Genomic DNA, 12,222 nt, shown 5'->3' with positions numbered 1-12,222 from the left:
ACGTTTATTGACAAAATACCAGAAGTGCTCATAAATCTGGGAAAGTGCTCATAAAGCGTGTGAAGTGCTCATAAACCTGGGAAAGTGCTCATAAAGCGTGTGAAGTGCTCATAAACCTGGGAAAGTGATCATAAAGCGTGTAAAGTGATCATAAACCCGGGGAAGTGATCATAAAGCGTGTGAAGTGATCATAAACCCGGGGAAGTGATTATAAAGCGTGTGAAGTGCTCATAAATCTGGGATAGTGATCATAAAGCGTGTGAAGTGCTCATAAACCTGGGAAAGCGCTCATAAAGCGTGGAAAGTGATCATAAACCCGAGAAAGTGCTCATAAACCACAAAAAGTGATCATAAGCCAGAGGAAGTGCTCATAAATCATGAAAAGTGATCATAAACTCCAGAAAATGCTCATAACTCCCCAAAAATGCTCATAACCAAGTCACAGCCACCTCCTCTACCCCTCAGGCCCCCAAAATTTCACCTCAAAACAAAAACAGATGGAGATCAACTCTCCATCTGTTTCCTATTTCAATTATTTTAGCGTTTGCGCCATAAGACTCTATCATTAATGAAAATGCGTTCTACTTCTTGTTTCAGTAAAAGTTTCTTGAGTTCTCGCTCGCTCTCTTTTTCAGGGACGCCATAGATGGCTGCAATTTCAGCAGTTGCGAGCATTTCGAACCTGCTGAATAACTCTTCCAATGAAGGTGCGCGGTCCCGTATGATAGGAGATCCTGTGAGCTCTTCTAAAATTTGTTCATAGATTTCATAGCTGTATGAACCATCCACCATGAGTCCTTCATCCTCAATGTTTTCATTGAAAAATACGAAGGTCGGGGATTTCATAACTTCCATCTCTTTTGCTAAATGTAGATCGACTTGTAAGGATTGTAGTACGTTTCTAGAGAAGAAATCGCTTATGAATTCCTGTTTGTCCAATTTCAATTTCTCGGCGATTTCTACGAGAACAGCAAATGATTTGACGTTACGTGATTTTAAAAATGAATACTCGAATAGTTTTGTGAGAAATCTAAAGCCTGCACGTTTTCCCTGGAACTCAGCTGCCTTGATCGCAATGCTTGGGAATGCAGGATGTGATTTTTCAAATGCGCTCATTTCTTTACAGTCGTCATCCACTAAGGGGAGTGCTTTGTAATTCATCTTCGGTAAGGACGTAAGCAGTCCGATTCGCAACGTGAAATAGCGTTCGTATTCTACTTGTAATCTTCTAAGGATGGGTTGTAGTGCCCAGCAATCTTGACATAAAGGATCCAGAAATACGTATAATTCAATTGGCCGAGGATGTGCAATCGGCTGCTGTTCAACTTCTGCGAAAGTTCTTCGATTCACTGATCTCCCTCCTCGCTTCGGTTCACCATGTGATTGGCTGTTAAGACGAGGCGCTGATAATAAATTTCACGAAGAGGTCCATCAAGACCAACCTCATCCATCGCTTCAGCCATACAGGCTAGCCAGGCTTTGGCTCGTGTTGGTGTGATTGCGAATGGCATATGTCTAGCTTTCATCATCGGATGTCCGTGTTCTTCTGTATATATATTAGGTCCGCCCAAATATTGTGTTTGGAATTGCTTTTGTTTACGGGCAGTTTCTGTTAGGTCTGAAGGGAAAATGGGAATTAAGTCCGGATGAACAGCCACTTTGGCGTAAAACCGGTCGATAAGATCCGACAAACGTGCTTCACCGATCTCCTCAAAGGGTATCAAAGGCTTTCGTGTCATGGATGTCATTCTCCTTTGTTGTAACTCTGTACTTCTATTTTAGCAACCACATAAAACTTTCACAAATAAATAGCTTTCGTTCGTCAGCTTCACCTTACGCGTTAAAGGTATTATAGTTGTTCATAACTTTGGTGACGTAATTTTGCGTCTCGCGGAATGGCGGGATTCCTCCGTATTTACGGACATTTCCTGGACCTGCATTATAAGCAGCAAGCGATAATTTCAAATCGCCTCCGAACTGGTCGAGCATTTGTCGTAAGTATTTAGCGCCGCCCATAATATTTTGCTCAGGATCAGATGCATTCGAAACACCTAGAAACTTTGCCGTGCCGGGCATGAGTTGCATTAGTCCTGTTGCGCCAGCGTGGCTGACTACGTCTTTATCGAAATTTGACTCTTGCTTGATGACGGCGGCAATCAGTGATGGTGGCACGTCATATTTTTTTGCAGCTTTGCTGATTAATGGCGCATAAGCTGTGTTGACACTGCCTCCGTTGTACACGAGCGGAGGTCTGCTTGCTGAAACTTGGTCAATGTATTGAGTTGCATCAGTAGGCGATTGGACAGATGGAGTTGAGAAGAACGCAAACGAATTCATCCCTTGTGGAGATTGAATACTACCGAGTGTTGTCGCTGAGAAGCTTGAAAGCGAATCAGAAACAGAGCTCTCACTCGTCATTTCGTCTAATAACGATTGAAAGAAATCTGTACCTCCTGTTTTCGTTTCGGTTGCAGAGTGAACAGCCCCTAGTGACTGTAGTGAATTCAATTCGAACAGTGTACGAATCATTTTCGTGTCCATACTAATCGATCCTTTCCGATACTTAATCATCCGTGGCAATTCTAGTTCTTCTTTCAGTATATCAATTTCATTGCTGAAAGCACAAACCTGACTGCAACAGTGACGACTCTATGGTAAACTATTCTTACTGACTGATAGGGGAAGGGAAGAGGGAAAAGTGCGTATAGAACATCGAATTACTGAAGGACAGTTAAAAGAAGGAACCGTTTGTTTCACTTATGATGGCACGACAAAAATGCTTGGAGATTCCCCCTCAGGGAAGATGATTACCGATTCAGATGCACTTAGCTTCGTGTATCTCTTCGAAGATGGAGAAGAATATCGGTACCTGCATTTTCCGCAGGAAGTATGGGCACTCATGCAACAACTTATTGAAATGGATAATGGGGATCCTTTAATAGAGTGTGAGGATGGTTCTGTCCAACTAATTGGTTTTACAGAAGAATTGATGATGTTGGTTTTCAATATAGAAGGAAATGGAAATTATGGGGAAGAATTCATGCATGCTGTTGAGCAAGCATTCAAAGGGACACTACAACAAACTAGCTAACATGAACGAATGGGAGGCGGCCTTTAGATGAGAATGTGGAATGATTTTCTTGCTCCCTATAAGCAAGCAGTGGTGGAGCTTAAGGTGAAGTTAAAAGGCTTACGGCACCAATACAAATTAGAAGACCTGCATGCGCCAGTTGAGTTTGTGACAGGGCGCGTCAAGCCACTCGCTAGCATATACGACAAGACTCTCGAAAAGAACATCCCGTTCGAGCCATCTCCGGAACTGGCTGCTGAAGTCCCTGATATTGCTGGACTTCGCATAATGTGTCAGTTTGTCGATGATATCGGCAGTGTTGTGGGTATGCTTAGACAGCGGAATGACTTAAAGATTGTTGAAGAGAGAGACTACATATCGAACAAAAAACAGAGCGGGTATCGCTCGTTTCATATTATTATCGAATATCCTGTCGAGACGATTCATGGCGAAAAGACGATTCTTGCTGAAATTCAAATTCGGACACTTGCGATGAATTTCTGGGCTTCAATTGAGCATTCTTTAAATTATAAGTACCAAGGCGAGCTACCAGACGTAATTCGACAGCGGCTTGAAGGAGCTGCAGAAGCCGCTTTTAGACTGGATGAAGAAATGTCACTCATACGTGATGAAATTCATGAAGCGCAATCGTATTTCAGTTCGTTTAAAGAAACGGAAAAACGAGATATTCAAGATACCTCATGGAAGGGGGAACCAGAATGATGAAGTTTGTTATCCAATCACGTGGCGATGAGTTATCCAATCGTTTAATGGCAGAGGCAAAAGAGTATTTGGTAGAGTTTGGTTTGGAATATGACGAGGTGGAACCAGAGATCGTGCTTTCAATTGGTGGTGACGGTACGTTATTGCATGGTTTTCATAAGTATGTGCATCGACTTCACGAAACTGCGTTTGTCGGAATCCATACTGGCCATCTTGGATTTTATGCAGATTGGAAGCCTGAAGAAATCGAGAAATTAGTAATTATGATTGCACGAAAAGATTACCATGTCGTGCAATATCCGCTTCTTGAAGTGGAAATTTCTTATACACATTCCGAAGAAAAATCCACGTACCTTGCCTTGAACGAATCGACGATTAAATCACCGGAAGTCACTCTTGTCATGGATGTGGAACTGAACGGAGAACATTTCGAGCGATTCCGTGGAGATGGTTTATGTATGTCCACACCATCCGGATCTACTGCTTATAGTAAGTCATTGAATGGTGCGATTTTGCATCCTTCATTGTCATGCATGCAACTGACTGAGATGGCGTCCATAAATAACCGGGTCTTCCGGACTGTAGGATCACCGTTAGTCCTTCCATCGCATCATTCATGCTTATTAAAACCAGTTAAAGGACCTGATTTCATGGTAACTGTTGACCACCTACAGTTGCTTCAAAAAGATGTGAAGTCCATAGAATATAAAGTATCAAAGGAACGAATTTCGTTCGCTCGTTTTCGACCATTCCCATTTTGGAAACGGGTGTCCGAATCGTTTGTTGCCAGCGATGAAGAAAAATAACGTTTCGACGCTGTTGCTGAAATTCATCACAGAAGAGTCGATTCTTCTAAGAGACTTTCTGAAGAATAAAGGTATCTCCAAAAGAGCATTGACTTCCGTTAAATTTGACGGTGGTCGGATTTTGGTGAACGGGGAAGAGCGAACTGTCCGGTGGATGCTAGAACTGGGGGATCACGTAATTATTGAATTTCCTCCTGAAGAAATAGGTAATGGATTAAAGCCAGAGCATGGAGAACTTTCAATTTTAGACGAAGACGATTCGATTCTAATTGTGGAAAAACCTGCTGGGCAAGGAACCATTCCATCAAGGAATCATCCAAATGGAACTCTTGCAAATGCAATTTATGGGAAATATTCAGTTGAACGGCATCCAGCTACAGTTCACGTAGTAACGCGCTTGGACACAGACACATCTGGTGTTGTCTGCGTCGCAAAAAATCGTCATATCCATCACCTCATGAGCACGCAAATGCAGCAAACAGGGTTTGGTAGACGATATATTGCGTTTGTAAGTGGTTGGGTAATCGAGGAAAACTTCACCATAGAATTACCAATTGGTAGAAAAGAAGGAAGTATCATTGAACGGGTAGTTCGCTCTGATGGCCAACACGCTCGTACAGATGTACAAGTAATAAATCGTTTTGAGATGAATGGTAGTCAATATACGTGTGTCGAGCTCCAGTTGCACACAGGAAGAACCCACCAAATCCGCGTTCATATGGCGCATATCGGACATCCCTTGTTAGGCGATGATTTGTATGGAGGCCCATGTGAACTGATCACACGACAAGCTTTGCATTGCAGCTCCATATCATTTAAGCATCCTTCCACGAACAATTACGTTACTTATGTGAGTGAACTTCCACAAGATTTGGTAAGGCTCCTGCCAGAAGAAATGAAATCTCAAGAAGAATACACAGTAAACTTCTCGGGTTGAAAAGGTTGTTGGGAAGCTACTGAGACGGTTTCAAGTTCAGGCCATCGAAGAGCAGTAAGCTTACCGCCGAACACACACCCAGTATCTATATTTACTGTATGATGTTTGAAACGAGGTTCTTTGACTGGAGTATGACCATAAACTATCCATGGGGTTCCGTGATAATACTTTGCCCAATCACGTCGATCAGGACGTCCGTCTGGTAATGTTTTCCCTGTTATATCGCCATATAAGACAAATGTGCGGACAGCTCGCGAGAAAGGAACTCCTATCAATTGCTCAGATAGGCCAGCGTGTGCGATGATTAGTTTTCCGCCGTCTAACTGTTGGTATAAGGGGAGTGTCTCATAAAATCGTTGATAGCGGTTCAGTATTTGAGTTCTTTCTTTTTTCGATAAGGAGTCAAGTTCTGCTATTGTCGTTTCTAAGCCGTGCGTTTGTTGGACATTATTGCCCTTAGCAAAACGATACAATTTGTTACAATGATTTCCCGGGGAATAAATGAGTTGACCTTTGTCTTGCATCGCAAACAAAAGTTGCATTACTTGTAAGGATGAAGGTCCCCTATCCATGCCATCTCCGACAAAAGCAAGCTCTCTACCAGAAGGGTGGATTGGAACTCCGGACTTCAGGGAATAACCTAGAGTGCTTAGTAAATCCAGCAGTTCGTCATAACAACCATGTATATCACCGATCATATCGAACATATAAATACACTCCTTTTTACGAAGTATTTGTAAAGTACACAAGTAGTATACAGGAGTTGTGCCAATTGGCGAAAAGAAAGGAGGGTGTAGCCATGGAAACTACAGAGGACCGCAATGAAGAAATAGATTTCAACGAAGAGAAGCTACGGGAAGATTTAGAACGGCAAGATATCAAAGCGTTCCGTGATGAGTATTTGCTACTCCATCCTTATGATCGCGCAATCTTCTATGAAGAGGCTGGAGCAGCACTTCGAAAAACGATGTACTACTTCTTATCACCTAAAGAAATGGCGGAGATTTTTGAAACAAGTGAAATTGATGAAGATGAATACGAAGAGTTCCTTCAGGAGATGGAGGCGACGTATGCCGCAGAGATGATTTCTTACATGTTTGTGGATAACGCGGTCGATGTCCTGAAAGAACTCGATAAGTCCCAAAGTGTCAGCTATTTGACACTCATGGACAAAGAAGCAGCTGCTCAGATCAAGGAGCTATTGCACTACGAAGAGCACACGGCTGGATCGATCATGACGACTGAATATGTCACAGTGCCCCAGAATTCCACTGTTCGATCTGCCATGAATATCCTTCGAATTCAGGCTCCAAGTGCTGAAACAATTTACTACGTCTTCGTTGTGGACGATGACAACCGTCTAACCGGGGTTGTTTCGTTACGTGATTTAATCACCTCTGAAGAAGATGTGCTGATTAACTCCATTATGAATGAACGTGTTGTTAGCGTACTCGTGTCAGACGATCAGGAAGACGTTGCCCGTACAACACAAGACTACAATCTACTTGCAGTACCAGTCGTGGATTTTCAGCAACATATCCTCGGTATTGTTACTGTCGATGATGTGCTCGATGTCCTCGAAGAAGAGGCATCAGATGACTACTCGAAATTAGCTGGTGTGTCAAATATGGATACATTTGACAAAAATTCGCTGTCTGCAGCGAAGAAACGAGTACCATGGCTAATTATTTTGCTTATACTTGGGATGATTACTGCGAATTTAATTGATATGTTTACAGACACAATCTCCCAAGTGGCATTACTTGCCGCATTTATTCCTTTGATTGCAGGAACTGCTGGTAACAGTGGTACACAAGCACTCGCTGTTGCAGTCCGAGGAATTGCCACACGTGACATAGAAGATGAAAGTAAGTTCAAATTATTGATAAGAGAAGCGGGAACTGGCTTAATCACCGGATTCATATGTGGAGTCTTTGTGATCGGTTTGATCTTTTTCTGGAAACATGAATTGGTGATCGGAATGCTAGTCGGAGCAGCGATTTTCGTATCCATTTTTGCGGCAACTATATCTGGATCGTTCATCCCTTTGTTTATGCACAAAATGAAAATCGATCCAGCTGTCGCTTCGGGTCCGTTCATTACTACATTGAATGATTTGATCAGTATTTTAATTTACTTAGGATTAGCGACTACATTCATCAATCTGCTATAACGTCAGTCACGCATGGGCAGATGTTGCATATAATGCAGTAAAAAGGATGTGGCGCATATTTCACTTCAAGTTCCTTTGCTTTTTATCGACGGGCCCCCTATGGTAACGATTGTCGAGGTTGTTAAAGAAGAGAGTACGTCCATTTATTGGTCAGGTAATGATTCTGAACTAATGGAACAAAACGAGGAATTGCAAGAAGACACTGTGCCTCAACAAGTGATTGAAGCAACGGTGGATTCTCCGGTTGTCAAAAGGTTACGTTACTTAGCTGAACCGTTTCCCCGCAATGCATATCGGCCACTACAGTTTCTAGTGAACGGTCAATTACTAACGGGCGGTATTTCCGCTATGACCGATTCACAGATTGCGATTGAAGTGAAGCAAGAAAGTAAAGATATGGACGAAATACGGACGCTGGACTTGCAGGAAATCGAGGAAGTGTTTTGGAAAGGAATACCATTCATGTAAAAAAACGTCTCAGGCTAAAACAGTCTGAGACGCTTTTTTAGTATAAAGAAAAAGGAGACTACCACAGTGGGCAGTCCCCTTTCGCGCATCGCGGGGGTGATGCTTAAGCTGGTGTGTCGCACTGTGTAACAAATGTATCTGTGATACATTGGATTGCACAGAAGCAGTTCAGGTCAACTGTAATACAAGACTTTGTTGCTCTGAATCGTTCCACTTTGCAAAGTTTGTCAAGGCAAATTTTACCACAGTCAGTAATATCGACTGGTTTTCCATCTTTGTCTAAAGGCTCAAGTACCATTAGGGTTGCACAGCAATTGTCAAAGACGTTTTGAACTCTGAAGAATACAGAGAAACAATTGATGCCATGATGTGTATGGCTCTTCGGACGAAACATCGCTTTAAAGAAGTCACCGTCCTCTGTCAGTAAAGAAAACACCCGTGTATTAAAGCGTTCGTTCGCAGGATTCACCAAGCTGCCTAATGGTCGCATGAAACAGTCTGTATCGCAGTCGAAGCAGTCGTCGTCTCTATGCGTATCCTGAAGGCGTTTAATGAAGCGAACTGCCTCACAAACACAGTGTCCATGAACTGGATTCACCTTATCCTTATCCCCCGTATTCTCGTTCTTTCCACATCCACAACTCATTGATCATTTCCTCCTCTCGTTTGTTCTCTATACCTTATGGCAGTCTGCTACCTATTGGCAGGGCGCTTGAACCGTTATGAATAAAATGCATGCAAAATAGACATACTGGTTAAAAAAGGAGGGGATGGCGATTCGTAAATTACTGCTCCTTGTATTCATCCTGGTTCTGCTGGCGGGTTGCTCGACTTCGGTTGGTTTTAAAACCGTTAATACAACAGATATAGATGAACAACAAGCGGAGACGTTGTTGAGAGAAGATAAACGTATTAAAAATGCAGTCATGCTGATCCATGACGATCGGTTGATTGCAGGGCTACGCGTTAATACTTTTGAGAGATTTAAAAAGCGGAAGATTGCCAAGGAACTTTCGAAAGAGCTAGAAAAAATGTATCCGGACCTGAAAATTACGGTATCCGCAGATAGCAAAGTGTTGTTGGAAACAAACAAGGTAATCGAAAAAGAGAATGAACAGAATTATTTAAAAAAGATGAAAAAAATTAGTGCGTTGGTAAAGGAAGAGACCTAATGGATGAAAAAAAATATCAGCAACTTGAACAACAGATCACACCCAAACCAAAGTATTTGAAAAATTGTATAAACGCGTTTGTAGTTGGAGGTTTAATATGCTTTATTGGTCAATTCGTTGCACTTTTTTATATTAGTTTTTTTGATTTCACAGAACGAACGGCAAGTAATCCTACAGTTGCCACGATGATTTTCATTTCTATGCTATTAACAGGGTTTGGATACTATAAAAAAATTGCTCAGGTCGGTGGAGCAGGAAGTGCAGTTCCAATTACTGGATTTGGAAATGCGATGATATCTGCGGCAATCGAACACAGATCTGAAGGGTACGTATTAGGTGTCGGGGGCAATATGTTCAAACTGGCAGGTTCCGTCATTTTATATGGTGTCTTTTCGGCATTTGTAGTTGCTCTCATTAAAACGGTACTCGTTGGATTAGGAGTGGTATCTTGGTAAACAAACGAGGGTTATTGACATTTGCATCTAATCCTGTGATTGCATCAACTGGTGTCACGGTTGGTCCTTTGGAGGTGAAGAAGAGTCCCTTTTCCAAGTATGCTGACAAGAATTATGATGACGAACGTTGCGGATTAAAGACGAATGAGCAAGGTCATGCAAAAATGATGGAAGACGCTTGCATGATCGCATTGAGTAAGCTGGACAAGACCCCAACAGATGCCGAATTTGTATTGATGGGCGATTTAGTAAACGAAATGACTCCTTCCAACTTTGCGGCAAGCACAATTGGGGTTCCTTATCTGGGAATGTTTTCAGCTTGCGCTACTTCTGTTTCTTCTCTATTAATGGCTGCACTGTTAACGGAATCTGGAATGGCTGAATTAGTAGTCGCGGGGTCCTCCAGTCAACACAATGCTATAGAACGTCAATTTCGTTATCCCCTGCAATACGGGAGTCAAAAAGGGGCTACAGCTCAATGGACCGTAAGTGCAGCAGGAGTAGCTACGATTATTCCTCATATAGAAGGTGCGCCGATTATTGCATGCGGAACGATTGGAATTGTAACGGATCTAGGGTTGACAGATCCGCTAAATATGGGAGCTGCTATGGCACCAGCTGCTGCCGATACTTTTAAACGTCATTTGGAAGGCCATGGTTCTACGGTTGACGATTATGATTTGATCATGACAGGGGACTTAGGGAAAATCGGATTCGAGCTATTCAAAACGTTACTTGACCGTTGGGATTATGATGTTTCGAGTGTATTTCGAGATGCGGGAGCAGAGTATTATGGCAAACATCCAGAATTTCTTGCAGGAGCTAGTGGTTCAGGATGTTCGGCATCTGCTTATTTCTCTGAAGTGTATGATAAGTTGCTGTCCGGAACATACAAGCGGGTGTTATTGATTGCGACCGGGTCCTTAATGTCCCCTCTATCTTATCAGCAAGGCGATACGATTCCCTGTATTGCGCATGCAGTGGAAATCCAAATGAAATGAGTGGTTCAAATTGCTATCCATTTTTATAACAAGTTTTATAGTAGGTGGACTCATTTGTGTCATCGGACAGTTGATGATGGACGTAGGCAAACTCACCCCGGCACACACATTGTGTACATTAGTGGTTGCAGGCTCCATCTTGGATGGGTTCGGACTGTATGAACCGCTGATTGATTTTGCTGGTACAGGTGCAACTATTCCGATTACATCTTTTGGGAATGCGCTTACACACGGTGCCCTAGCTGAAGCAGAAAAGCATGGCATTATAGGTGTTTTGACTGGAATGTTTGAAGTGACAAGTTCGGGTATCAGTGCAGCTATCATTTTCGGATTCGTCGCTGCACTTATATTTAAGTCAAAAGGAACTATCTAAATCTACAACAAAAAATAAATATGCGAATGTCCCGCCCGCTTCGCTGTGTCTTTGCATAGGATACAGGGAAGAGAGGGGGGATTTTCTTATGTATGGAAACTATTGCTACGGAGAACCGCGTTATGAAGGTGCATCCGATTACGGCTGTCATCAAGGAAGCGGATCTACGTTCATCCTTATCGTTGTATTGTTCATATTGCTAATTATTGTTGGAAGTACGTTCTGCTAAATGAGAGGGGGAACCGGGAGTATGAATGACTCCTTCTTCAAGAAAATAGAATCAAAAACTGGTGTACCAATGACAGAAGTTTTTGCATTAGCGAATGCCATTCAACATGCTGATTTTAAAGATGAACGACAAGTGAGGCGAATTATTCAAAATGTCGGGATGCTGGCGAATAAGAATGTACCCAAACATTTAGAAGATGAACTAGTCAACTCTCTTATTTCCAGTGGTCAGCCTGTAAATATCGCAGACATTCAAAGGATGTTAGGGAAATAAAAAAAAGTTTAGTTCCCCTAACAACCGGGTATAGTGAACTAACAACTTATCGAGAAGGAAGGTGGAGGCAATGGGTTACCTACTGCCGATTCAGAACATCCAATCACAAATGTATGCAAACCGCTTGGAGGAAGCTTCGCCTGCAGTTTCTTATATTGACAGAGTCCAATCTATTAAATCACAGGCAGATTATGAAGAATGGCAACGAGTTCTTCGGCGTGAGCGGGAAAGGAATTCTGAAGAGGAGTTTGGTGAGATTGCGAATCAGCAACGACCATTGTCACCGGCTAAAAAAGGTTTTATCCAACCGGATCCTACTATTCTGTCAAAACAAGTAGCAGCAGTGGTAGGAAAAGGTCTGACTGTAAACGAATACGCATAATAAGCACCCTGATAAAAAGCCCCATTCCTAAAATTGGAATGGGGCTTCAGATTGTAGACAAACTCCAGAAATCATGGGGCTTGCCTACAGTCTTTTTCTTTTAAAATAGAATTATCTATGCAAAGTTGATTTCCGCTGTGAGCGGACGCTTTCCGAGGGG

General features: G+C 42.4%; 18 protein-coding genes. 13 read left to right on the top strand and 5 right to left on the bottom strand.

Going from position 1 to position 12,222, the window contains the following annotated elements:
* Positions 1–537 precede the first annotated feature (537 nt).
* The 3 genes from N693_RS0117265 to N693_RS20770 form a co-directional block, all read right to left on the bottom strand.
* On the bottom strand, positions 538–1,350 hold the full coding sequence (locus N693_RS0117265; RefSeq protein WP_025786080.1) for a DsbA family protein: 813 nt from the start codon (positions 1,348–1,350) through the stop codon (positions 538–540).
* Complete coding sequence (locus tag N693_RS0117260) at positions 1,347–1,739, bottom strand: globin (RefSeq protein ID WP_025786079.1); 393 nt, start codon at positions 1,737–1,739, stop codon at positions 1,347–1,349. Before N693_RS0117260 ends, N693_RS0117265 begins: the two co-directional genes overlap by 4 nt.
* A 94-nt stretch (positions 1,740–1,833) precedes the next feature.
* Positions 1,834–2,571, bottom strand: coding sequence for a lytic transglycosylase domain-containing protein (locus N693_RS20770; RefSeq protein ID WP_305809384.1), 738 nt, complete (start codon positions 2,569–2,571; stop codon positions 1,834–1,836).
* Between the two features lie 127 nt (positions 2,572–2,698).
* On the opposite strand from N693_RS20770, the gene N693_RS19485 reads away from it, so the two are divergent.
* Genes N693_RS19485 through N693_RS0117235 form a run of 4 tightly spaced genes read left to right on the top strand, consistent with a single transcriptional unit; the run spans position 2,699 to position 5,536 of the window.
* Positions 2,699–3,091, top strand: a complete 393-nt coding sequence (locus N693_RS19485; RefSeq protein ID WP_025786077.1) for a hypothetical protein — start codon at positions 2,699–2,701, stop codon at positions 3,089–3,091.
* Between the two features lie 27 nt (positions 3,092–3,118).
* On the top strand, positions 3,119–3,793 hold the full coding sequence (locus N693_RS0117245; protein WP_025786076.1) for a GTP pyrophosphokinase family protein: 675 nt from the start codon (positions 3,119–3,121) through the stop codon (positions 3,791–3,793).
* Positions 3,793–4,599 carry an NAD kinase gene (locus N693_RS0117240; RefSeq protein ID WP_025786075.1) on the top strand — a complete coding sequence of 269 codons (807 nt, stop codon included), beginning with the start codon at positions 3,793–3,795 and terminating at the stop codon, positions 4,597–4,599. Before N693_RS0117245 ends, N693_RS0117240 begins: the two co-directional genes overlap by 1 nt.
* Entirely contained in the window at positions 4,574–5,536 is a 963-nt protein-coding gene (locus N693_RS0117235) for an RluA family pseudouridine synthase (protein WP_025786074.1), read from the top strand. Before N693_RS0117240 ends, N693_RS0117235 begins: the two co-directional genes overlap by 26 nt.
* Here N693_RS0117235 and prpE read toward each other — a convergent pair.
* Complete coding sequence (prpE, locus tag N693_RS0117230) at positions 5,503–6,243, bottom strand: bis(5'-nucleosyl)-tetraphosphatase PrpE (protein ID WP_025786073.1); 741 nt, start codon at positions 6,241–6,243, stop codon at positions 5,503–5,505. The two genes, N693_RS0117235 and prpE, sit on opposite strands and share 34 nt — an antisense overlap.
* Positions 6,244–6,335: 92 nt before the next feature.
* Between prpE and mgtE the strand changes: the two genes are divergently transcribed.
* Together mgtE and N693_RS0117220 are read left to right on the top strand one after the other, a co-directional pair.
* A complete protein-coding gene (gene mgtE, locus N693_RS0117225) occupies positions 6,336–7,709 on the top strand; it encodes a magnesium transporter (protein ID WP_025786072.1) in 1,374 nt (457 codons plus the stop codon).
* A 99-nt stretch (positions 7,710–7,808) separates the two neighbouring features.
* Positions 7,809–8,177: a hypothetical protein gene (locus N693_RS0117220; protein ID WP_156028961.1), complete on the top strand. Its 369-nt coding sequence runs from the start codon at positions 7,809–7,811 to the stop codon at positions 8,175–8,177.
* Positions 8,178–8,280: 103 nt separating this feature from the next.
* Here N693_RS0117220 and N693_RS0117215 read toward each other — a convergent pair whose 3' ends face one another.
* Positions 8,281–8,823 carry a CotY/CotZ family spore coat protein gene (locus N693_RS0117215; protein ID WP_025786070.1) on the bottom strand — a complete coding sequence of 181 codons (543 nt, stop codon included), beginning with the start codon at positions 8,821–8,823 and terminating at the stop codon, positions 8,281–8,283.
* A 124-nt stretch (positions 8,824–8,947) separates the two neighbouring features.
* Between N693_RS0117215 and N693_RS0117210 the strand changes: the two genes are divergently transcribed.
* The 7 genes from N693_RS0117210 to N693_RS0117180 all read left to right on the top strand — a co-directional run bounded on the left by N693_RS0117210 (position 8,948) and on the right by N693_RS0117180 (position 12,062).
* Positions 8,948–9,349, top strand: a complete 402-nt coding sequence (locus N693_RS0117210) for a hypothetical protein (RefSeq protein ID WP_025786069.1) — start codon at positions 8,948–8,950, stop codon at positions 9,347–9,349.
* Positions 9,349–9,804 (top strand): stage V sporulation protein AC, encoded by a 456-nt coding sequence (gene spoVAC, locus N693_RS0117205; RefSeq protein ID WP_025786068.1) that lies wholly within the window; start codon positions 9,349–9,351, stop codon positions 9,802–9,804. The genes N693_RS0117210 and spoVAC overlap by 1 nt, the downstream gene beginning before the upstream one ends.
* Positions 9,798–10,805 (top strand): SpoVAD, encoded by a 1,008-nt coding sequence (locus tag N693_RS0117200; RefSeq protein WP_051508778.1) that lies wholly within the window; start codon positions 9,798–9,800, stop codon positions 10,803–10,805. Before spoVAC ends, N693_RS0117200 begins: the two co-directional genes overlap by 7 nt.
* Positions 10,806–10,824: 19 nt before the next feature.
* Positions 10,825–11,178, top strand: coding sequence for a stage V sporulation protein AE (spoVAE, locus tag N693_RS0117195; protein ID WP_025786066.1), 354 nt, complete (start codon positions 10,825–10,827; stop codon positions 11,176–11,178).
* Between the two features lie 88 nt (positions 11,179–11,266).
* Positions 11,267–11,407, top strand: a complete 141-nt coding sequence (locus N693_RS20055; protein WP_081760281.1) for a YjcZ family sporulation protein — start codon at positions 11,267–11,269, stop codon at positions 11,405–11,407.
* 21 nt (positions 11,408–11,428) lie between these two features.
* The gene (locus N693_RS0117185; RefSeq protein WP_025786065.1) at positions 11,429–11,680 is read left to right on the top strand and encodes a stage VI sporulation protein F; all 252 of its coding nucleotides are present in this window, start codon (positions 11,429–11,431) and stop codon (positions 11,678–11,680) included.
* 70 nt (positions 11,681–11,750) lie between these two features.
* Positions 11,751–12,062, top strand: coding sequence for a hypothetical protein (locus N693_RS0117180; RefSeq protein WP_025786064.1), 312 nt, complete (start codon positions 11,751–11,753; stop codon positions 12,060–12,062).
* Positions 12,063–12,222 lie beyond the last annotated feature (160 nt).

Source organism: Sporosarcina sp. D27, assembly GCF_000586555.1.
Classification (GTDB): Bacteria; Bacillota; Bacilli; order Bacillales_A; family Planococcaceae; genus Sporosarcina.
The sequence above is the reverse complement of the archived record's forward strand: the minus strand, read 5'-3'. Positions and strand labels throughout refer to the sequence as shown.

What these genes read in the sequence shown, in the direction of transcription:
- N693_RS0117260 (WP_025786079.1), bottom strand. Translation starts at nt 1,739, where the DNA reads ATGACACGAAAGCCTTTGATACCCTTTGAGGAGATCGGTGAAGCACGT.
- N693_RS20770 (WP_305809384.1), bottom strand. Translation starts at nt 2,571, where the DNA reads ATGATTAAGTATCGGAAAGGATCGATTAGTATGGACACGAAAATGATT.
- N693_RS0117245 (WP_025786076.1), top strand. Translation starts at nt 3,119, where the DNA reads ATGAGAATGTGGAATGATTTTCTTGCTCCCTATAAGCAAGCAGTGGTG.
- N693_RS0117240 (WP_025786075.1), top strand. Translation starts at nt 3,793, where the DNA reads ATGAAGTTTGTTATCCAATCACGTGGCGATGAGTTATCCAATCGTTTA.
- prpE (WP_025786073.1), bottom strand. Translation starts at nt 6,243, where the DNA reads ATGTTCGATATGATCGGTGATATACATGGTTGTTATGACGAACTGCTG.
- mgtE (WP_025786072.1), top strand. Translation starts at nt 6,336, where the DNA reads ATGGAAACTACAGAGGACCGCAATGAAGAAATAGATTTCAACGAAGAG.
- N693_RS0117220 (WP_156028961.1), top strand. Translation starts at nt 7,809, where the DNA reads ATGGTAACGATTGTCGAGGTTGTTAAAGAAGAGAGTACGTCCATTTAT.
- N693_RS0117215 (WP_025786070.1), bottom strand. Translation starts at nt 8,823, where the DNA reads ATGAGTTGTGGATGTGGAAAGAACGAGAATACGGGGGATAAGGATAAG.
- N693_RS0117210 (WP_025786069.1), top strand. Translation starts at nt 8,948, where the DNA reads ATGGCGATTCGTAAATTACTGCTCCTTGTATTCATCCTGGTTCTGCTG.
- spoVAC (WP_025786068.1), top strand. Translation starts at nt 9,349, where the DNA reads ATGGATGAAAAAAAATATCAGCAACTTGAACAACAGATCACACCCAAA.
- N693_RS20055 (WP_081760281.1), top strand. Translation starts at nt 11,267, where the DNA reads ATGTATGGAAACTATTGCTACGGAGAACCGCGTTATGAAGGTGCATCC.
- N693_RS0117185 (WP_025786065.1), top strand. Translation starts at nt 11,429, where the DNA reads ATGAATGACTCCTTCTTCAAGAAAATAGAATCAAAAACTGGTGTACCA.
- N693_RS0117180 (WP_025786064.1), top strand. Translation starts at nt 11,751, where the DNA reads ATGGGTTACCTACTGCCGATTCAGAACATCCAATCACAAATGTATGCA.